Source organism: Aeromicrobium sp. Sec7.5 (genome assembly GCF_036867135.1).
Classification (GTDB): domain Bacteria; phylum Actinomycetota; class Actinomycetes; order Propionibacteriales; family Nocardioidaceae; genus Aeromicrobium.
Map to the genome: position 1 here is coordinate 397,394 of NZ_JBAJIJ010000002.1, position 18,870 is coordinate 416,263.

Genomic DNA, 18,870 nt, shown 5'->3' on the forward strand with positions numbered 1-18,870 from the left:
CCGGAGCAGCACGCTGCGCGACCGGCGTGCGTCGCACCCCCTAGGATTCGGGCCACCGGTTGAGCATCCAGGCGGGCCACCTCCTCGAAGGGTTCCTGTGACGCTCCCCCTGTCGGACCACACGCCCGCCTACGAGGCCGCGAGCCTGTCCACGTGCGACCGCGAGCCGATCCACGTCCCCGGAGCGATCCAGCCGCACGGGCTCCTGCTGGCCATCGACGTCGAGGAGCGCGTCCAGATCGTCTCGGCCAACACCGTCGACATGCTGGATCGCCCGGTCACGGACGTGCGCGGCCAGTTGCTCCACGACGTGATCGGTCGCGAGGCGGCGGCGGCAGTGCGCCAGGCCCTCGCCGACGAGCACCTCTTCGTGGCGCAGCGGGTCCGCGTGCCCGGGTCCGGCCTGCTCGGCCGCTCGGCCGTCGACCTGGTCGTGCACCACTCCGGCGACCGCGTCGTGGTGGAGCTCGAGCCGGTCGGGGGTGCCGGCCAGGTCGTGTCCTACCGCACGGCCCGCACCGCCGTCGGCCGACTGGCGCAGACCCGCTCGCTGAGCGAGCTCTGCGACCAGCTCGCGACCGAGATCCGGTCGCTCACCGGGTTCGACCGCGTCATGGTCTACCGGTTCGACGCGCAGTGGAACGGCGAGGTCGTGGCCGAGGACAAGCGTCCCGACCTCAACTCGTTCCGCGGCCTGCACTACCCCGCCACCGACATCCCCGCCCAGGCGCGCCGCCTCTACACCGTCAACTGGACCCGCCTGATCGCCGACATCGGCTACGCGCCCGTCCCGCTCGATCCTGTGCTGGACGCGACGACCGGCGAACCCCTGGACCTGTCGCACTCGACCCTGCGCAGCGTCTCGCCGATCCACGTCGAGTACCTCAGCAACATGGGCGTCACGGCGTCGATGTCGGTCTCGATGATCAGCGACGGTGAGCTGTGGGGACTCGTGGCCTGCCACCACTACTCCGGGCCGCACCACGTCTCGTTCGACGTGCGCAGCGCCGCGGAGTTCCTGGGCCAGACCGGCTCGCAGATGATCGACGACCGCCAGCGCGCCGACCGACGACTCGACCAGCTCCATGCCACGACCGAGCTGGCAGCCCTCGTGGCGCGGATCGGCGCGAACCTGGGACCCGTGCACGATGCGCTGATCGCCGACCCGACCACGCTGGACCTCGTGGGCGCGACCGGGGCGGCGATCTGGGTCGACGGCCGGCTGCGGACCGCCGGGCGCGTGCCCGAGGACGCCGCGCTGCACCGGATCGCGGGCCTGCTCCGGTCCGACACGGGCTCGGCGGTGTCGTCGAACCACCTCGCCGAGCTCGACCCCGACCTCGCCGCTCACTCCGCCACCGCCGCCGGTGCGCTCGTCATCAGCAACAGCGCCGACCGCTGGATGATGTGGATCCGCCCGGCGCAGGTCCACGTCGTCGACTGGGGCGGCGACCCGCGTAACAAGGAGCTCGCCGCGGCCGAGGGGCCGGACGTCCGCCTGAGTCCGCGCAAGTCGTTCGAGCGCTGGCGCGAGGTCGTGCGCGACCGCAGCGACCCGTGGCTCCCCTGGCACCTCGAGGTCGCCGACCAGCTCCGCAGCACGGTCTCCCACGAGCTCGTGCGCCGCTCACGCGAGCACGTGGCCGTCGCGGAGTCGCTGCAGCGCTCGCTGGTGCCGACCGAGACCCCCGAGCTCGCGGACTTCGACCTGCTCGCCCGCTACCGCCCCGCCGCCGACATCCAGCTGGGCGGCGACTGGTGGGACGTGTTCGCGCTCCCGGACGGACGCGTCGCCGTCACCGTCGGCGACGTCGCGGGGCACGGCGTGACGGCGGCCGCGGCGATGGCGCAGGTCCGCACGTCGCTGCGCGCGTACGCGGTCGACGGGCACTCCCCCGCCGAGATCCTCGACCGTCTCGACCGCTTCGTGGCCCGGATGCTCGGCGGCCAGACGGCCACCGTGATCATGGCGGTCATCGACACCACCACCGGCGAGGTGGAGCTGGCCAACGCGGGGCACCCGCCGCCGCTCGTCGTGCGGGCCGACGGCACCACGACCCAGCCGGCCACCGGTCGCCCGCTCCTCGGTGCAGGCACCGGATCCGCCCGCACTGACTGGGTGCAGCTCGCCCCCGGCGAGATGATGCTCCTGTACACCGACGGCCTCGTCGAACGACGTGGCGTGCTCCTGGACGAGTCGTTCGACCAGCTCCGCGCCGGGGTCGCCGACATCCCCACCGACGGTCCGCTCGAGGACTGGATCGAGGGACTCCTGGCCGCCGTTCCCGGCACGATGGACGACGACCTCACCGTCGTCGCCCTGCGTCGCTCGGGGCCCACGAGGCGCGATTCCGACCCGTCCACCACAATGGACCCACCATGAGTGATCAGCCCACCGATGCCCGGTCCGACGTCCCCCTGTCCGTCACCCGCGAGGAGCGCGACGGTCACGTCCTCTTCACGCTCGACGGCGACATCGACATCGAGACCGCCCGCCACCTGCGCGCCGAGCTCATCGCCGGCCTGCCGTCCGGTGACGAGCGGGTCGTGGTCGACCTGACCAAGGTCGACTTCATGGACTCGTCCGGCCTGGGCGCCCTCGTCGGCGCCTGGAAGATCGTCCGCGAGAACGGGGCGTTCCGGGTCGCGGGCGCCAACTCGGTCGTGCACCGGGTGCTCACGATCACCGGCATGGAGAACGTGTTCGAGATCCATCCCGACCTCGCGTCGGCCCTGCCCGCCCAGGGCTGACGCCCCGCCTGGCCCCACCGTCCCGCCTCGCTGCGCCGCCCCGCTGCGCCGTCAGCGTCGGTGGTCGCGGATCTGGTAGACGCGGGCCTTCGACAGGCCCGCCCGCTCCGCGATCGACGCGACCGGGACACCGTCGGCGATCGCGCGCCGCGCCGCGTCGTCACGTCGACGCGTGGCCTCGGCAACGACCTCCTCGGCCTGTCGCAGGGCGTCGACCGCCGCTCCCAGCTCGTCCATGAACCCTCCTCCGATGTGGCCTGCCGGGCCCGGACGCGAGTGCGCCGCCCCGTGGTGCGCGGCGAGTGTCGCGCGCCGCCCACCATGGGGTAGTGTTACCGGTGTTGTAAGCGTTGATGTGCCAGTGTTGCTTGACCGGCCCCACTCAGGTGGAGTCTTTGATTCTTCTCTCGGTTGATGCGCGTCGCGACTCCGTCGCACGTAATCAGTACGTGCGCACCACCGAAGGAGAACAATATGGCTACCGGAACCGTCAAGTGGTTCAACGCTGAAAAGGGCTACGGCTTCATCGCCCCCGACGGCGGCGGCGAGGACCTCTTCGCCCACTTCAACCAGATCCAGGGCTCGGGCTACCGCTCGCTCGACGAGAACCAGAAGGTCGAGTTCGACGTCGAGCAGGGCCAGAAGGGTCTGCAGGCCGCGAACATCCGCGCCCTCTGATCTGATCTGAGCGCGTAGCAAGCGCCCCGTCCCCTCACGCAGGGGGCGGGGCGTTTGCACGTCCAGGGGCAGGCGCGCGGCAGACTGGGGCGATGCCCGCCGGTCGCTACGCCCCCTCCCCCTCGGGCGACCTCCACGTGGGCAACCTGCGCACCGCGGTGCTCGCCTGGCTCCTCGCCCGATCCACGGACCGCGACTTCCTGCTGCGGGTCGACGACCTCGACCGCGTGAGACCCGGTGCCGCCGAGCGTCAGCTCGCGGACCTCGAGGCCCTCGGCCTCGACTGGGACGGCCCGGTGCTGTGGCAGTCCACCCGCTCCGGCGCGCACCAGGACGCCGTGCGGTCGTTGATCGACGCCGGCCGGACGTTCGAGTGCTTCTGCACGCGCCGCGAGATCGCGGAGGCTCCGACCGCGCCCCACCACCCGCCGGGGTCCTACCCCGGCACGTGCCGGGACCTCTCACCCGCGGAGCGCGACGAGCGCCGCCGCGACCGTCCCGCGGCGATCCGCCTGCGGTCCGAGGTGGACGAGTGGACCGTGCACGACCTGCTGCACGGCGCGTTCACGGGCCCCGTGGACGACCTCGTCCTGCAGCGCGGCGACGGCGTCGTCGCCTACAACCTCACGGTCGTGCTGGACGACGCGCACCAAGGAGTCGACCAGGTCGTCCGTGGAGACGACCTGCTGCCGTCGACGCCGCGGCAGGCCCACCTCGCCACCCTCCTCGACCTCGCGGTCCCGGAGTACGCCCACGTCCCGCTGGCCCTGAACGCCGGTGGCGCACGTCTGGCGAAGCGCGACGGAGCGGTGACGCTCGCTGAGCTCACCGACCGAGGAGTCGACGTGCTCGCGCTCATCGGTGGGTCCCTGGGGTTCACCGGCGCGGGACCGCGCGAGTGGCTCGCCGATTTCGACCCCGCCCGACTGCCACGCGACCCCTGGATCGTGACCCCGCCGGCCCCCGACTGAGCCCCACCCCCGGTGGTTGAGGTGCGAGGAGCGCCAGCGACGAGCCTCGAAACCTCGGTCAGGTCGAAGGCTGAGTTACCCCTTTCGAGGCTCGTTCCTCGCACCTCAAGGGGCGGGGCTCCGCCCACGCTCCCGGTGGTTGAGGTGCGAGGAGCGCCAGCGACGAGCCTCGAAACCTCGGTCAGGTCGAAGGCTGAGGTACCCCTTTCGAGGCTCGTTCCTCGCACCTCAAGGGGCGGGGCTCCGCCCACGCTCCCGGTGGTTGAGGTGTGAGTGCCGCCTGCGGCGCGAGCCTCGAAACCTCGGTCAGGCGACAGGCAGCCTCGCCGTCAATCAGCCGTGCGCTGCCAGGTGGTCCTCGAGGATCTGCGTCACCACGTCGGGGCGCTCGATCGTGCTCGAGTGGCCCGCGCCCGGGATGATCACGAGTCGCGACCCGGGAATCGCGTCGGCGATGGTCTCCGCCTTGGCCACCGGGGTGGCCGCGTCGTGCTCACCGGTGGCCACGACGGTCGGCGCCGTGATGCGGCCGAGCTCCGGCAGGATCGCCTCCCGGTCGGTCACCCCGCGAATCGCACGCTTCATGCCGCCACGTCGCACCCGACCTAGCTGGCTCATCCACTCCTCGATCTGGGCACGCTCGGCCGGGGCGTCACCGTAGCCCGGGGCGAACATGATGGGTTCGACCTTGCCGGCCACCGGCTTCATCCCGACCAGCCGGTAGACGGTCGCCAGGAGCTTGTACTGCGCGATCTTCTCGGGGTCCTCGGGCCCGGCACTCGTGTCGAGGAGCGTCAGCGTGCGGACCCGCTCCGGGTGTCGCGCTGCCAGCCGCATGCCGACGAAGCCGCCCATCGAGAGACCCACGTAGTGCACCGGGCCGAGGTCCAGGGCCTCGAGCACGCCCACGAGGTCGTCGGTGAGCGTGTCCATGTCGTAGCCCCCAGACCGCGCCGGCGGCGACTGGCCCTGACCCCGCCAGTCGATCGTCACGCAGCGGTACCGGTCGCGCAGCGCCTCGACCTGGGCCGCGAACATCCACCCGCTGAACAGCAGGCCATGGCCGAGGACCACGGGCGGTCCGTCGCCCCCGGTGTCGGTGACGTGGACCTGCGTGCCGTTGACGTCGAGAAGAGGCATGGGGTGCAGCCTTGCGCCCGGCCTGGCCGATGTCCAGAGCACCGCGGGGTCTTGACAGCGTTTGTGAGTCATCACTAACTTACGATCATGTCACCCCGCATGAGTGCCGACGACCGCCGCGAGGCGATCCTGCAGGCGGCGATCCTCGAGTACGGACGCACGGGCATGCACGCCACGTCCACCGAGGTCATCGCCGAGCGCGCCGGCATAAGTCAGCCGTACCTCTTCCGCCTGTTCGGCACCAAGGCCGACCTCATCGCCGCCGCGATCGAGCACCACACCGACGGCCTGCGCGCGGTCTTCCGGGACGCTGCGGCGAACCGGCCCGAGGGCATGTCGCCCCTCGCGGCGATGGGCGTGGCCTACCTCAGCCTGCTCCAGGACGACCCGAACGACCTGCGCTGCCAGCTCCACACGTGGGCCGCCGCCTCGGACCCGGCCATCAAGGACGTCGCCCAGCGCACGTACCGGGCGGTGTGGGACGAGGTCGCCGACGTCAGCGGCGCATCGCCCGACGAGGTCCGCCGGTTCATGTCCTACGGGATGTTGCTGACGGTCCTCGGGGCGCTGGACCTGCCCGACCTCTTCGGCGACCCCCTCCAGATCCTCGAGGAGCTCTGATGATCGACGCCCTGTCCCGCCTCACCACCTCCCGCCCGTGGCGGGTCCTCGCCGTGACCGGCGTGTTCGTCGCGGTCGCCGTCGTGCTGGGCGGGCCCGTGACCGGCCTGCTCAACGCCGACACCGACTCCTTCTCCGACACGAGCTCGGACAGCTCGCTCGCCCTCGACCGGGTCGCCGAGGCCAGCGGCCTGGACGCGTCCCCCTCGGTCGTCGCCCTCGTCGACACCGGCGACACCGAGGCCCAGGAGGCGCTGCTCGAGATCCTGGACCGCGACGACGCCGTGGGGCAGGTCGCGGGTGGGCCCGACGCCGGGCCGCCGTTCGTCTCCGACGACGGCGAGCGCACGTTCTACGCCGTGACCTACGCGGCCGAGGCCGACAGCGACCTCGCCACCGAGCACCTCCGCGACGAGCTGGCCCGCATCGACGGGGTCCTCGTGGGTGGGTCCGCCGTGGCCTTCCAGCAGGTCAACGACCAGGTCGAGAACGACCTGGTCCGGGCCGAGCTCATCGCGTTCCCGCTGCTCTTCGTGGCGGCGCTGCTGGTGTTCCGGTCGGCCGTCGCCGCGCTGCTGCCGCTGCTGGTCGGCGGACTGACGATCATCTCCTCGATGCTCGTCCTGCGCGGGGTCAACGAGGGCCTCGAGATGTCGGTGTTCGCGCTCAACCTCATCACCGGGCTCGGCCTGGGCCTGGCGATCGACTACTCGCTGTTCATGGTCTCGCGGTTCCGCGAGGAGCTCGTGCGCGTCGGGCCAGGGGCGGAGGCGGTGCGCCGCACCGTGGCGACGGCCGGTCGCACCGTGCTGTACTCCGCCGTCACGATCGCCGGGGCCGGCGTCTCGCTGCTCGTGTTCCCGCTGCGCTTCCTCTACTCGATGGGCGTTGGCGTCATCCTCGTGTCGCTCATGGCGGCGGCCGTCAGCCTCGTCGTGCTGCCGGCGATCTTCGCCGTGCTGCAGCTGCGCGTCAACGCGCTGGCCCCCGCCCGCTGGAAGCGCGCGAGCGAGGCCGAGGCCGACCCCGACCACCGGGGGTTCTGGTACCGGCTCTCGCAGTTCGTCATGCGCTACCGGGTCGCGACCGCGGTCGTGGCCACGACCGTGCTGCTGGGCATCGGCGCCCCCTTCCTCAACGTGAGCTTCACGGGGGTCGACTCCAGCGTGCTCCCCGAGAGCGCGTCCGCACGGGTCGCCGACGACATCCTCCGCACCGAGTTCACCGACGCGGACTCCTCACCGGTCCTCGTCGCCCTGGCGGCGGACGAGTCGGCCGGTGCCGAGGTCGAGGCCTGGGCGCGTCAGCTCGACGGCCTGGACGGCCTGGACGGCGTGGAGACCGTGGCGCCTGCCCGCTACCTGGGCGACGACCTGTGGCAGCTCGACGTCCTCACGACCGGCGCGCCGCTCGACCAGGCCACCAAGGCGCTCGTCTCCGACATCCGCGCGCTCGAGTCACCCGGCAAGGTCCTGGTGGGCGGCACGGCGGCCGACCACGTCGACCAGCTCGCCACGATCGCCGACCGGATCCCGCTGGCGCTCCTGATCCTCGGGGCCCTGACGTTCGTGACGCTGTTCCTCATGACCGGCTCGGTCGTGCTGCCCGTCAAGGCGCTGCTCATGAACCTGCTGACGGTCAGCGCGACGTTCGGGCTGCTCGTGATGATCTTCCAGTGGGGCCACCTCGAGGGACTGCTCGGCTTCACGAGCGTCGGCGCCCTGAACTCGACCCAGCCCGTGCTGATCTTCGCGCTGGTCTTCGGGCTCTCGACCGACTACGCGGTCTTCCTCCTGACCCGCATCAAGGAGGCGAGGGACGCGGGCGCCTCCGACCGGGAGGCGGTGGCGCTCGGCCTGCAGCGGACCGGCCGCATCGTGACGGCGGCCGCCGTGCTGTTCGCGATCGCGCTCGGCGCGTTCGCCACGAGCGAGGTCGTGTTCATCAAGCAGCTCGGCGTCGGCGTCGCGGCCGCCGTGCTGATCGACGCCACGATCGTCCGGGCCTTCCTCGTGCCGTCGCTCATGGCGATGCTCGGCCGGCGCAACTGGTGGGCTCCCCGTCCCCTGCGCAGGCTGCACGACAGGATCGGCCTCTCCGAGGGCTGAGGCCGGGCACTGGCCCGGGCGACCGGGTGGGCGTTCACGCCCCGACGACCCCCTCGACGGGGGTGCCGCCGGCCACGATCGGCAGGCCGGCGGCGCGCCACGCCCGGATGCCGCCGTCGAGGTCGCCGGCGCGCAGCCCGAGCGACACCAGCGTGGCCGCGGCGAGCGAGGACGAGTAGCCCTCCGTGCAGTACACGATCCAGCTCTGGTCGCGGGCCGCCTGCGGCAGCGCCGCTCCCGAGTCGGGGTGCAGCCGCCACTCGAGGTGGTTGCGCTCGACCACGAGCGCGCCGGGGATCTCACCGTCCTCGACGCGTTGCCACGCAGGACGGATGTCGACCAGGAGCGCGCCCTCGGCGACGCGGCGGGCCGCGTCGGCCGGCGCGTGACGGTCGATCGACCGGCGTGCCTGCGCGAGCAGGGCGTCGACCGAGTCGAACGACCCCGTCACGAGGCCCGCCGCTCGGTGAGCGACGCCGGGGCCGGCGCCTCCGGATCGTCGGTCCAGGCCTCGGCGAGCTTGACCAGCTGCCCGCCCTCCGCCTCGTAGTAGCTCATCGACTCCAGGGGCGGCGAGTAGGCGTGGACGCTGACGGCGACGGTCGTGGCGACGTTGCGGACGTCGTGCACGTAGTGCTCGCCGAAGACCACGGTGTCGCCCACGGCGCGGACGGTGTCGCGCAGCTCGTGGGCACCCGGCGTCCAGACGGTCTCGGTCAGCTCGCCCTCGACGACGGTGTAGGCGCCGGAGGAGCCGCCGTGGTCGTGCAGCTGCGTGCCCTGGTCGGTGGTCCAGCTGATCAGCCAGACGTCGACCTGGTCGTCGCGGCGCAGACGCACGTGCCAGCGATCCTCGGCGTCGGCGTGCACCGCGTGACACCCGCGCCGAACCTCCTCGGCGACCTCCTGGGTGAGGTCGACCAGCTCGGCGAGACTCAGAGCGGGCACGGTGACGCGGCGGACGGACATGGGTCCATCGAAGCCCTCCTGGCCGCCCCGTGGCGCCGATCCCGCAGTGTGGGACGCGGGCCTGACGCCGACCCGATGGGGTACCGCGTTCACGAGGGGGTCGTTTTGATCCGCGCCGACCCCATGGGATAAGGTTGCGTCCGCGGTTCGCCGCACGTATGAGGCCCCGTGGCGCAGTTGGTTAGCGCGCCGCCCTGTCACGGCGGAGGTCGCGGGTTCGAGTCCCGTCGGGGTCGCCAGAAAAGCAGCGAGGTCCACGCCGTGAGGCATGGACCTCGCTGCTTTTGTGGCGTCCGACGGACGAGTACCCGCGAAGCGGTGGGGGTACCTCCCAGCCCCGAGCGCCAACCCCGGGCTCCGGTCGGATCCCCTCGGGTTGCACCCGAGCGAGGGGCGAGGGGGATCGAGTCCCGTCGGGGTCGCCAGAAAGCAGCAGGGTCCATGCCGTCAGGCATGGACCCTGCTGCTTGTCAGGGGTCTCTGACAGGCTTCTCGCATGGGTGATCCGGACCGCAGGACGACGTACGCCGCCGAGGACATGGTCACCGCGTGGCTCGATGCCACCTCGTTCGAGACCGGCGAGGTCCAGGTCACGGTGCGGCGCGACGGCCGCAACCAGCGGGCCACGTTCACACCCGAGGTCGAGCCCCGCTTCAGCCGGCCGTCCGAGGTCACTGCCTTCGTCGACAAGGTGCTCGACCGGCTGCAGGACCTGTCGCGCCAGCACGGATCCGGCTACCGCGGTCGGGAGAAGAAGCCGGTGCGGGTCGTGGCCCACTCGGGCTGGAAGAAGGCGAGCTACAGCGAGGGGTTCATCTTCCTCCCGGCCCGCGAGCGGGGCGGTTCGTGGGCGTTGCGAGGACTGGTCGTGCTCCACGAGCTGGCCCATCACCTCAACACCGGGGTCGAGGGCGCCATCATCGACGTCCACGGTGAGGGGTTCCGGTCCACCTTCGTCCGGCTCCTGGAGGACATCGGCTGGATCCAGATCGCCGCCATGTTGCGCGAGGCCTACGCGCAGACCGGCCTCGATCGCCGCCGAGGCGCCGACGACGGGATGCTCGAGAAGGTCGGCAAGCTGCTCCGTCACGCCGAGGGAGCCTCCACCGAGGCCGAGCGCGAGGCCTTCTTCTCAAAGGCACAGGAGCTGGCCTCGGTCCACTCGATCGAGCTCGCCGTCGCCAGGGCCGCCCATGAGCAGGGCGAGAACGCCCACACCCCCACGTTCGAGAGTGTCCGGCTCGGCCATCGTGGGCAGCCGTCGAACGTCCGTCTGATCCAGCTCATGCTGGCCGTGGCTCGCGCCAACGACCTGCGGTGCAGCATCCGACAGGACAACACCGGGGTCACGCTCTACGGCTTCGCGGGCGACATCGACGTCACGCAGATGCTCTACGTCTCGCTCGCGGTGCAGATGGTCGCCGACGCCGACGCGTACATTCGCTCCGGCGCCCACCGCCCGGTGCACGGTCGCACGGCTCGGGCCGCGTTCTACGAGGGCTGGACCAACCGCATCGGCCAGCGCCTCCACGAGGCCAGGCGGGCCGCACGGGCCGCGTCCGGGGTCGACCGCGAGCCGGCCACCGCTCCCGGGTCGAAGGCCCTAGCACTGGCCGCCAAGGACCTCGAGGTCGACGACTACTACGACACGATGAGGCGCCAGCACGGTGTCCGCGGCACCTGGAAGGGCAGCAGCGCGGTCAACGACGCGCGGTCGACGTCTCGCGGGCGGGCGGCGGCCGACCGCGCCCGGCTTGGTGACGAGAAGGCGATCTCCGCGTGAGCCCGGGCCGGCGCCCGTGAGGCCTCGGTCTCACCGCATGGGCGTCGGGAAGACGGCGGCCCAACCCGGCGTTGGACGTGCACATGAGCACTTCCGCGACCACTGATGCCTTCGTCCTCGACGACACGACGCTCGACCTGTTGTTCCGGGAGGCGCGAACCGCCAACACCTGGACCGACGAGCCGGTCTCGGTCGACCAGGTTCGCGAGGTCTTCGAGCTGGTCAAGCTCGGCCCGACGGCCATGAACAACCAGCCGATGCGCCTCCTGCTGGTCGAGAAGGGCCCCGGTCGTGACCGGCTGGTCGCCCACATGTCCGGCAGCAACAGCGCCAAGACCGCCGCCGCCCCGCTCGTCGCGGTCGTCGCGGCCGACACCGACTTCCACGAGCGGCTCCCCGAGCACTTCCCGCACGCTCCTGACGCCATCACCTGGTTCGGCGACGACGCCGGGCGTGAGCGCACCGCGGTCTACAACGCCGCACTGCAGACGGCGTACTTCATCATCGGCCTGCGGGCGGCCGGGCTCGGCACGGGGCCCCAGGCCGGCTTCGACAAGGCCGGTGTCGACGCGGAGTTCTTCGAGGGCACGGCCTGGAAGTCGCAGGTCGTCATCAACATCGGCCACCCCGGTGAGGACGCCTGGTTCGACCGGCTCCCCCGGATCTCGGCGGACGACGCGATCCGCGTCGTCTGAGGGCTGCACCGATTCGGACTGCGCCGAGACCATCGAGTAGAGTGGCGGTCGCTCGTCGCGAGACGGGCACGGCCAGGTAGCTCAGTTGGTACGAGCGACCGCCTGAAAAGCGGTAGGTCGCCGGTTCGACCCCGGCCCTGGCCACTTCATGAGAAAAGCCCCCGCGCTCTTTGCGGGGGCTTTTCTCATGAAGCGACCAGGGTTGGCACGAGAAACGGCGAGTCGCCTGGGGGTCCCTCCCAGCCGCGAGGAACGAGCGGCGAGGGGGAGTCGACCCCGGCCCTGGCCACAGACGAAAGCGACCCCGCATTCTTTGCGGGGTCGCTTTCGTCTGTGATGAGGGTTGGCACGAGAACCGGCGGGTCGCCTGGGGGTCCCTCCCAGCCGCAGCGTCCACCCGCTGGTTGAGGTGCGAGTGCGCTCTGGCGCGCGAGCCTCGAAACCACCCCGCGGCCGATCACCCGACTCGCGCCGCCCGGGCCGTCCCGAGAGGATGGAGCCACCGACCTCGACGACCGGAGCCCCATGACCGACCCGACCGACGTGCCTGCCGCGAACCAGACCTACGGGGTCGAGCTCGAGGCCCCCGACCGCCAGCGGCGACTGCTGTCGATGCTGGCGTGGCCGATCCGTGTCATCGGCGCCGGGCTCGGTGTCGTCGACCAACCCTCGTTCGGGGACGTCGTCGTGCGGCGGGTCGACGACGGCAGCGAGGTGCTCCGCCTGCCCGTCACGGGGACCGAGGAGACCGCGATGGGTCTCGACGAGATCCAGCACCAGCTCGACGGCCTGACCGCCTCGGAGTTCCAGGCCCGCTGGGGCCTCGAGCGCTGATCCGGGGGCGGTGAGTGTTCCACCGCCTCAGCCGCGGGGCGGTGGAACACTCACCGCCCGGGGTCCAAGGTGGAACACTCACCGCCCCTGAGGGGGGGGTCAGCGGCGCGGCAGCACCAGGTCGTCCTCGGCGGCCTCGTCCTTCGGGGTCCAGCCCGGCGGCCCGAAGACGTAGCCCATCTTGTGCCGCCAGCGCCGCGTGCTGCGCACGTCGCGGGCGATGTCGACGTAGTCGCCGTACTGCAGCTTGAGCAGGTTGTACGTCTCGACCTTCTTCGTCAGGCCGTACGTCGGGCGCTGACGTTCCCGGGTGAAGGTGCCGAACAGCCGGTCCCAGACGATCAGGATCCCGCCGTAGTTCTTGTCGAGGTACTCCGGGTCCGAGCCGTGGTGCACGCGGTGGTGCGACGGCGTGTTGAACACGTACTCGACGGGGCGCGGGAGCCGGTCGACCAGCTCGGTGTGCACGTAGAACTGGAAGATCAGGTTGATGCCGAACGCGACGTAGAGCGTCCAGGGCGCGAACCCGAGCAGCGGCAGCGGCAGCCAGAAGAAGAACTCGAACCACGGGTTCCACTTCTGCCGCAGCGCGGTGCCGAAGTTCATGAACTCGCTGGAGTGGTGGGCCTGGTGGCCGGCCCAGGCGATCCGCACGCGATGGCTGAAGCGGTGGTGGAAGTAGTAGCCGAGGTCCACACCGAGGATGACCAGGACCCAGTACCACCACGTGTCGGTGGGGAGCTCCCACAGCGCCAGGTAGGCGAAGACCGCCGTGAACGCGAAGAACGTCACGACCTTGAACAGCGTCAGGAACACGACCGAGACCACGCCCATCGAGATCGAGGCGCGCGCGTCCTTCATGGCGTAGCCGGTCGCGTTGTCGTCGTGGTCGAGCCACTTCAGCGCGGCGAGCTCGATGAGGATCGTCAGCAGGAAGAACGGTGCGGCGTACGTGACCGGGTTCTTCAGCGGATCGAGCAGGTCGTTCATCGAGGTCTCCCACGAGCGATGTCGGTGATATGACTTTCGGGTAAGTTACCACACGGTCAGGGCCACGACTAGGATGACGTCGTGGCCCGTCCCAACGCCGGCACCAAGGGTGTCCCCCGCGCCGAGCGCGAGCAGCAGATCCTCGCGGTCGCCTCGATGGCCTTCGGGGCCGACGGCTTCGCCGCCACGAACATCTCCGAGGTCGCCCGTGACGCCGGCATCTCGAAGCCGCTGGTCTACAACTACTTCGGCTCCAAGGAGGGCCTGTACGCCGCGTGCCTCCACCAGGCCGGCGCCCTGGTCGGCGACGAGATCGAGCGCATCGCCCGAGGCGACGCGGTCGGCATCGAGCGCGGCATCCGCACCCTCGACGGCATGTTCGCCCTGCTCGAGGACCAGCGCCACCTCTGGCGCCTCCTCCACGACCGCACGGCCCCCGCCACTGGAGCGATCGCGGCGATCGTGAACCAGCACACCCACCGCATCGACCGGCTGGCCCAGGAGGGAGTGACCGAGCTGCTCGCCCTGGCCGGCGACTCCGACGAGCGCGACATCTCGGTCATGACCGCGGCCTGGCTCGGCATCGTCGACTCCCTGATGGACTGGTGGGTGGCCCACCCCGACGAGTCAGCGGCGCAGATGGTCGAGCGTGTCACCCGCCTCTTCACGGCACTGCTCAGCGACGTCACGGTGAGCGCCTCGTGACCCGCGTCGTCGTCATCACCGGGTCCTCCAGCGGCATCGGGGCGGAGGCCGCGGTGCAGCTCGGCCGACGCGGCTGGACCGTGTGCCTGCTCGCCCGACGGGCCGACGAGCTCGACGTCGTCGCCGCCCGGGTGCGCGCAGCCGGCGGCACCGCCAGCGTCCATGCCGTCGACCTCACCGACGAGACCGCGACGCAGGCGGTCGTCGACCAGGTGCTCGCCGAGCACGGCCACGTCGACGTGCTCGTCAACAACGCCGGCCGGTCGATCCGTCGCTCGATCAGCGACTCGCTCGACCGCCTGCACGACCACGAGCGCGTCATGGCCATCAACTACCTCGCCGCGGTCCGGCTCACGCACGCGTTCCTGCCCGCCATGCTCGAGCGCGGTCAGGGGCACGTCGTCTTCAGCTCGACCCTCTCCACGCAGGTGCCCGTCCCGCTCTTCTCGGCCTACCTCGCCAGCAAGAGTGCGCTCGAGTCGTACGCACGGTCGCTGCTCGCCGAGCTCGGCCACCGGGGCATCACCACCACGGTCGTCTACTTCCCGATGGTCCGCACCGAGATGTCGGGCGCCACCTCGATCTACGCCGCGATGCCCATGATGACCTCGGCGAAGGCGGGTGCGTGGCTCGTCAAGGCCACCGAGGACCGACCGTCGCGCGTCACGAGCCTCGGTGGCGCGATCGGCCAGGCCGGCATGTCGGTGCTGCCGGGCGTGCTCACGAAGGCGATCGCCCCGCAGGTCCGCCGCATGGACAAACGGCTCCAGCGCAAGGTGCGGAAGCAGGAATGACCCGGCCCCTGGCGGGTCCACCGGCCGAGCGGAGCGGGGCAAGCGTCCGGGCGTAGCCCGGCAGTGGTGAGGAACGAACCACCGTCGAGGCGAGGGACGAGCCTCGCGCACTAGGCTCCGGCCATGCACAACGCCCAGCTGCCGCCCTGGCTCCTGACGCTGGACGACGTGCTCACGCGGCCGCGGATCGTGCGCGCCGCGCTCGTCATGGGCCTCTTCAGCGTCGCGCAGGCCGGCGCCTCGGTGCTCTGCTTCTTCCTCGTGGGCCGCTCCGAGCAGGTCCGCATGGACTTCTTCGGCCCGGTCGTCGTGACCGGTCTGGCAGGCGTCGTCGCCAGTGCGGCCATGCTGACCTGGCTGGCGCCCCGCGACCCCGAGGGCGAGACCTGGCTCGCGAGGTCGGTGCTCGGCGCGACGGCCCTGATGTACAGCCTCTTCGGTGTGGCGATCGCCTACATCTTCGGGTTCTGGGCCTCGCCCTTCCTGCTGTTCCCCGCCGTCACGGGACTGCTGACCGGCATCCTCTTCGGCCGGAGCTACGGCATCCTGTCCGTCGCCGGCGCCGTCGCGGCGACCGGCGTGCTCGAGGCCCTGCGCTTCCTCGGCGTCATCGCGTACGCACCGGCCCTGATCGGCGACTCGGTGCAGGACTCCGGCTCGGTGTCGCGCCTGCTCGGCACCGGCGGGCCCCTGCTCGTCTTCGTCGTGGTCGCGATGGTGCTCGCGTTCGGCATGCTCGCGATGGTCGACCGGCAGCGCGAGGCCCTCGACCGCAGCCACGAGGTCATCCGCCGCTACGTGCCGGCTCAGGTGGCCGCCGCGGTCCTCGAGCACGGTGACACCGCCACCCGGCTCGAACGACGCAAGATCACGGTGTTCTTCTCCGACATCGTCGGCTTCACCGAGACCACCGAACGCATGGAGCCCGAGGACCTGGCCCTGGTCCTCGGCGAGTACTTCTCCGAGATGGCGGCCATCGCGGGCCGCTACGACGGCACGATCGACGAGCTCGTCGGCGATGCCGTGCTGATCTTCTTCGGCGCCCCCACTGCCACGAACGATCGCGACCACGCGCTGCGATCAGTGCGGATGGCGGTCGAGATGCAGGAGGCGGTGGTCGGCCTCAACGCGCGGTGGGAGCAGGCCGGCATCGACGTCGAGTTCCGCATCCGCATGGGCATCAACACCGGCGTCGTGGCGGTCGGCAACGTCGGCTCCGGCGCCCGCCAGAAGTACGCCGCGATCGGCCGCGCCGTGAACCTGGCCGCCCGGATCCAGACCGAGTGCCCGCCCGGCCGCGTGCTCATGACGCGGGCCACCTGGCTGCTGGTGCGCGACGAGGTCAGGTGCGAGGAGCACGGTGAGGTCGAGCTGAAGGGCATCGGCCGCACGACCCCCCTGTACGCGATCACGTCGTGAGGCCGGCCCGCCGTCACCGAGCGCGGCGGCCCTCGGCGCGCGAGGATCAAGCATGACGACTTCCCCGCAGGCGCCCCGATGAGCGAGTCCAGGACCCGCCGCTCGAGGTCCGCCCACGCCGCTCGGCGCATCGCCGCCACGATCCTCGGCTGGCTCCTGGTGCTGGCCGGCATCGCGGCCCTGGTCCTCCCCGGGCCCGGGCTGCTCCTGCTCGCTGCCGGTCTGGCGGTGTTGTCCCAGCAGTACGAGTGGGCCGAGCGTCGTCTGGAGCCGGTCAAGGTCGTGGCGTTCAAGACCGCGGCAGACGGCGTGCAGACCTGGCCGCGGATCCTGGCGAGCGTCTCCGGCGCCCTCGTCCTGGGCGCCCTCGGCGTGGTGTGGGGTCTGCGACCGGACGCACCCGAGGCCTGGCCGCTCGCCGACCGCTACTGGCTGATCGGCGGCTGGGGCACCGGAGCGACCTTGATCCTCTCGGCCCTCATCGCGCTGGCCATCATCGTGTACAGCTTCCGACGCTTCCGCGGGGTGGAGGACCCGGAGTCCGCCGCGGAGCAGTCGGTCCGCAAGGACTGAGCGAGCCCTCCCCAGGAGGCCACGCCGGCGGTACAGTCGACGCGGAGCCGCACCACCCCGCGGCACTCCGACGAGGACGCCCACCACCGCGCCCTCGCGACCCACGAGAAAGAGCATCACCATGAGCGACTCGTCCACCGTCTTCGCCCACCCGCACGAGCAGGTCGTCTTCTGCCACGACCCCGCCAGCGGACTCAAGGCGATCATCGGCCTCTACTCCACGGCCCTCGGCCCAGGCCTCGGCGGCACCCGGTTCTACCCGTACGCCTCGGAGGCCGACGCCCTCACGGACGTGCTCGCCCTGAGCCAGGGCATGGCGTACAAGAACGCGCTGGCCGGTCTCGACCTCGGCGGCGGCAAGGCCGTCATCATCGGCGATCCGCAGGTCGACAAGTCCGAGGCGCTCCTGCGCGCGTACGGCCGGTTCGTCGAGTCGATCAACGGCCGGTACTTCACGGCGTGCGACGTCGGCACGTTCAGCCCCGACATGGACGTCATCGCCCGCGAGACCTCGTACGTCACGGGCCGCACGGTCGAGCACGGCGGCGCCGGCGACTCCTCCGTGCTCACGGCCTTCGGCGTGTACCAGGGCATGCGGGCCAGTGCCGAGCACGTCTGGGGCAGCACCTCGCTCGCCGGTCGCACGGTCGGCATCGCCGGCGTCGGCAAGGTCGGCCGGCACCTCGTGCGTCACCTGGTCGAGGAGGACGCCCGGGTCGTCGTCACCGACGTGAGCGCCAGCGCGCTCGAGGCCATCACCGCGGCGCACCCGAGCGTGCGGGTCGTGGACTCGACCGACGCCCTCGTGGCGGAGCAGCTCGACGTCTTCGCGCCGTGCGCGCTCGGCCACGCCTTGACCGACACGGTCGTGAGCGCGCTCTCGGCCCGGGTCGTGTGCGGCGGCGCCAACAACCAGCTCGCGCACGACGGAACGGCCAAGCTCCTGACCGAGAAGGGCATCACGTACGCGCCCGACTACTGCGTCAACGCCGGCGGCGTGATCCAGGTGGCCGACGAGCTCGACCCGAACGGGTTCAGCTTCGACCGGGCCAAGGCTCGGGCGACCGGCATCTTCGACACGACGCTCGCGGTGCTCGGACGGGCCGCCAGCGAGCAGATCACGTCGGCCGAGGCCGCCGACCGGCAGGCCGAGCAGCGCATGCGCGACGTCGGCCGCCTCCGCGGCATCCACCTCCCCGGCTGACGCATCCGGTGGTTGCGGGCGGAGCCCCGCCCCTTGAGGTGCGAGGAACGAGCCTCGAAAGGGGTACCTCAGCCCCGCACGTGACCGAGGTTTCGAGGCTCGCGCCGCAGGCGGCACTCACACCTCAACCACCGGTGGCGGGCGGGGTCTCTCCGGGTTGGGCGTGGGTGATGACCTTCGTGGCGGCGGCGAGGAAGCGGCTGATCGTGGCGACCTCGGCGTCGTCGAAGTCGTCCAGGAGCTCGACCATCGAGGCTGCCATCGGACCGAACATCGCCCGCGCCTCGGTGCCCGCGTGCTCGGTCATCGTCAGGCTGATGCGGCGGCGGTCGTCCTGGTCGTGGTGACGCTCGACGTGGCCGGCACGCACGAGGCGGTCGACGAGGGTCGTGGTGGCGGAGGGACTCAGCACGAGCACCTGCGCCAGCTCCCCCGGCGTCAGCGCTGCCGCACCGGAGGCTCGAGCGGCCACGAGCGCCTGGAGCGCCTGCAAGTCCGAGCGGTGCAGGCCCCGCGAGGCCGCCGCCCGGTCCGAGAAGTGCAGGGTCGCCGTGGTCAGCCGCTGCAGCCGCTGGACGAGCTCCAGACGGTCGCTCGTGGAGGGCCGCCCCCCGATGTGCGTCGTCACGATCGTC

Annotated in this window: 20 protein-coding genes and 2 tRNA genes; 16 read left to right on the plus strand and 6 right to left on the minus strand. The window is 71.4% G+C overall.

What is annotated here, in order from left to right; genetic code table 11:
• The first annotated feature begins 97 nt into the window (after positions 1 to 97).
• Together V6S66_RS15265 and V6S66_RS15270 are read left to right on the plus strand one after the other, a co-directional pair.
• Positions 98 to 2,383 (plus strand): SpoIIE family protein phosphatase, encoded by a 2,286-nt coding sequence (locus tag V6S66_RS15265; RefSeq protein ID WP_334207640.1) that lies wholly within the window; start codon positions 98 to 100, stop codon positions 2,381 to 2,383.
• Positions 2,380 to 2,751 carry an STAS domain-containing protein gene (locus tag V6S66_RS15270; protein ID WP_334207641.1) on the plus strand — a complete coding sequence of 124 codons (372 nt, stop codon included), beginning with the start codon at positions 2,380 to 2,382 and terminating at the stop codon, positions 2,749 to 2,751. The genes V6S66_RS15265 and V6S66_RS15270 overlap by 4 nt, the downstream gene beginning before the upstream one ends.
• 51 nt (positions 2,752 to 2,802) lie before the next feature.
• On the opposite strand, the gene V6S66_RS15275 is transcribed toward V6S66_RS15270, so the two are convergent.
• Positions 2,803 to 2,988 carry a hypothetical protein gene (locus V6S66_RS15275; RefSeq protein ID WP_334207642.1) on the minus strand — a complete coding sequence of 62 codons (186 nt, stop codon included), beginning with the start codon at positions 2,986 to 2,988 and terminating at the stop codon, positions 2,803 to 2,805.
• A 237-nt stretch (positions 2,989 to 3,225) separates the two neighbouring features.
• Here V6S66_RS15275 and V6S66_RS15280 point away from each other — a divergent pair, with 237 nt between their 5' ends.
• Positions 3,226 to 3,429, plus strand: a complete 204-nt coding sequence (locus tag V6S66_RS15280; protein WP_300237442.1) for a cold-shock protein — start codon at positions 3,226 to 3,228, stop codon at positions 3,427 to 3,429.
• A 92-nt stretch (positions 3,430 to 3,521) separates the two neighbouring features.
• A complete protein-coding gene (gene gluQRS, locus V6S66_RS15285) occupies positions 3,522 to 4,400 on the plus strand; it encodes a tRNA glutamyl-Q(34) synthetase GluQRS (protein WP_334207643.1) in 879 nt (292 codons plus the stop codon).
• 333 nt (positions 4,401 to 4,733) lie between these two features.
• Here the strand turns inward: gluQRS and V6S66_RS15290 are convergent, their stop codons facing one another.
• Positions 4,734 to 5,540, minus strand: coding sequence for an alpha/beta fold hydrolase (locus tag V6S66_RS15290; RefSeq protein WP_334207644.1), 807 nt, complete (start codon positions 5,538 to 5,540; stop codon positions 4,734 to 4,736).
• 99 nt (positions 5,541 to 5,639) lie between these two features.
• Here V6S66_RS15290 and V6S66_RS15295 point away from each other — a divergent pair, with 99 nt between their 5' ends.
• Positions 5,640 to 6,161, plus strand: coding sequence for a TetR/AcrR family transcriptional regulator (locus V6S66_RS15295; RefSeq protein WP_334207645.1), 522 nt, complete (start codon positions 5,640 to 5,642; stop codon positions 6,159 to 6,161).
• Positions 6,161 to 8,269, plus strand: a complete 2,109-nt coding sequence (locus V6S66_RS15300; RefSeq protein ID WP_334207646.1) for an MMPL family transporter — start codon at positions 6,161 to 6,163, stop codon at positions 8,267 to 8,269. The genes V6S66_RS15295 and V6S66_RS15300 overlap by 1 nt, the downstream gene beginning before the upstream one ends.
• A 34-nt stretch (positions 8,270 to 8,303) precedes the next feature.
• Here the strand turns inward: V6S66_RS15300 and V6S66_RS15305 are convergent, their stop codons facing one another.
• Together V6S66_RS15305 and V6S66_RS15310 are read right to left on the minus strand one after the other, a co-directional pair.
• Positions 8,304 to 8,720: a rhodanese-like domain-containing protein gene (locus V6S66_RS15305; RefSeq protein ID WP_334207647.1), complete on the minus strand. Its 417-nt coding sequence runs from the start codon at positions 8,718 to 8,720 to the stop codon at positions 8,304 to 8,306.
• Positions 8,717 to 9,238 carry a cysteine dioxygenase gene (locus V6S66_RS15310; protein WP_334207648.1) on the minus strand — a complete coding sequence of 174 codons (522 nt, stop codon included), beginning with the start codon at positions 9,236 to 9,238 and terminating at the stop codon, positions 8,717 to 8,719. Before V6S66_RS15310 ends, V6S66_RS15305 begins: the two co-directional genes overlap by 4 nt.
• A gap of 162 nt (positions 9,239 to 9,400) precedes the next feature.
• Here V6S66_RS15310 and V6S66_RS15315 point away from each other — a divergent pair.
• The 5 genes from V6S66_RS15315 to V6S66_RS15335 all read left to right on the plus strand — a co-directional run bounded on the left by V6S66_RS15315 (position 9,401) and on the right by V6S66_RS15335 (position 12,550).
• Positions 9,401 to 9,477: transfer RNA gene (locus V6S66_RS15315), tRNA-Asp, on the plus strand.
• A gap of 257 nt (positions 9,478 to 9,734) precedes the next feature.
• Complete coding sequence (locus tag V6S66_RS15320; RefSeq protein WP_334207649.1) at positions 9,735 to 11,021, plus strand: DUF7168 domain-containing protein; 1,287 nt, start codon at positions 9,735 to 9,737, stop codon at positions 11,019 to 11,021.
• A gap of 83 nt (positions 11,022 to 11,104) precedes the next feature.
• Positions 11,105 to 11,716 (plus strand): malonic semialdehyde reductase, encoded by a 612-nt coding sequence (locus V6S66_RS15325; RefSeq protein WP_334207650.1) that lies wholly within the window; start codon positions 11,105 to 11,107, stop codon positions 11,714 to 11,716.
• Positions 11,717 to 11,786: 70 nt separating this feature from the next.
• Positions 11,787 to 11,860 (plus strand) — tRNA-Phe (locus V6S66_RS15330).
• 381 nt (positions 11,861 to 12,241) lie between these two features.
• Positions 12,242 to 12,550, plus strand: a complete 309-nt coding sequence (locus tag V6S66_RS15335) for a hypothetical protein (RefSeq protein WP_334207651.1) — start codon at positions 12,242 to 12,244, stop codon at positions 12,548 to 12,550.
• A 99-nt stretch (positions 12,551 to 12,649) separates the two neighbouring features.
• Here V6S66_RS15335 and V6S66_RS15340 read toward each other — a convergent pair whose 3' ends face one another.
• Positions 12,650 to 13,540, minus strand: a complete 891-nt coding sequence (locus V6S66_RS15340; RefSeq protein ID WP_334207652.1) for a sterol desaturase family protein — start codon at positions 13,538 to 13,540, stop codon at positions 12,650 to 12,652.
• 81 nt (positions 13,541 to 13,621) lie between these two features.
• On the opposite strand from V6S66_RS15340, the gene V6S66_RS15345 reads away from it, so the two are divergent.
• The 5 genes from V6S66_RS15345 to V6S66_RS15365 all read left to right on the plus strand — a co-directional run bounded on the left by V6S66_RS15345 (position 13,622) and on the right by V6S66_RS15365 (position 18,235).
• Positions 13,622 to 14,245, plus strand: a complete 624-nt coding sequence (locus V6S66_RS15345; RefSeq protein ID WP_334207653.1) for a TetR/AcrR family transcriptional regulator — start codon at positions 13,622 to 13,624, stop codon at positions 14,243 to 14,245.
• On the plus strand, positions 14,242 to 15,039 hold the full coding sequence (locus V6S66_RS15350; RefSeq protein WP_334207654.1) for an SDR family NAD(P)-dependent oxidoreductase: 798 nt from the start codon (positions 14,242 to 14,244) through the stop codon (positions 15,037 to 15,039). Before V6S66_RS15345 ends, V6S66_RS15350 begins: the two co-directional genes overlap by 4 nt.
• A 123-nt stretch (positions 15,040 to 15,162) precedes the next feature.
• Positions 15,163 to 16,458 carry an adenylate/guanylate cyclase domain-containing protein gene (locus tag V6S66_RS15355; protein WP_334207655.1) on the plus strand — a complete coding sequence of 432 codons (1,296 nt, stop codon included), beginning with the start codon at positions 15,163 to 15,165 and terminating at the stop codon, positions 16,456 to 16,458.
• Positions 16,459 to 16,536: 78 nt separating this feature from the next.
• Positions 16,537 to 17,031: a PGPGW domain-containing protein gene (locus tag V6S66_RS15360; RefSeq protein ID WP_334207656.1), complete on the plus strand. Its 495-nt coding sequence runs from the start codon at positions 16,537 to 16,539 to the stop codon at positions 17,029 to 17,031.
• Between the two features lie 121 nt (positions 17,032 to 17,152).
• Positions 17,153 to 18,235 (plus strand): Glu/Leu/Phe/Val dehydrogenase dimerization domain-containing protein, encoded by a 1,083-nt coding sequence (locus V6S66_RS15365; RefSeq protein WP_334207657.1) that lies wholly within the window; start codon positions 17,153 to 17,155, stop codon positions 18,233 to 18,235.
• Between the two features lie 124 nt (positions 18,236 to 18,359).
• On the opposite strand, the gene V6S66_RS15370 is transcribed toward V6S66_RS15365, so the two are convergent.
• On the minus strand, positions 18,360 to 18,863 hold the full coding sequence (locus tag V6S66_RS15370; RefSeq protein ID WP_334207658.1) for a MarR family winged helix-turn-helix transcriptional regulator: 504 nt from the start codon (positions 18,861 to 18,863) through the stop codon (positions 18,360 to 18,362).
• Positions 18,864 to 18,870 lie beyond the last annotated feature (7 nt).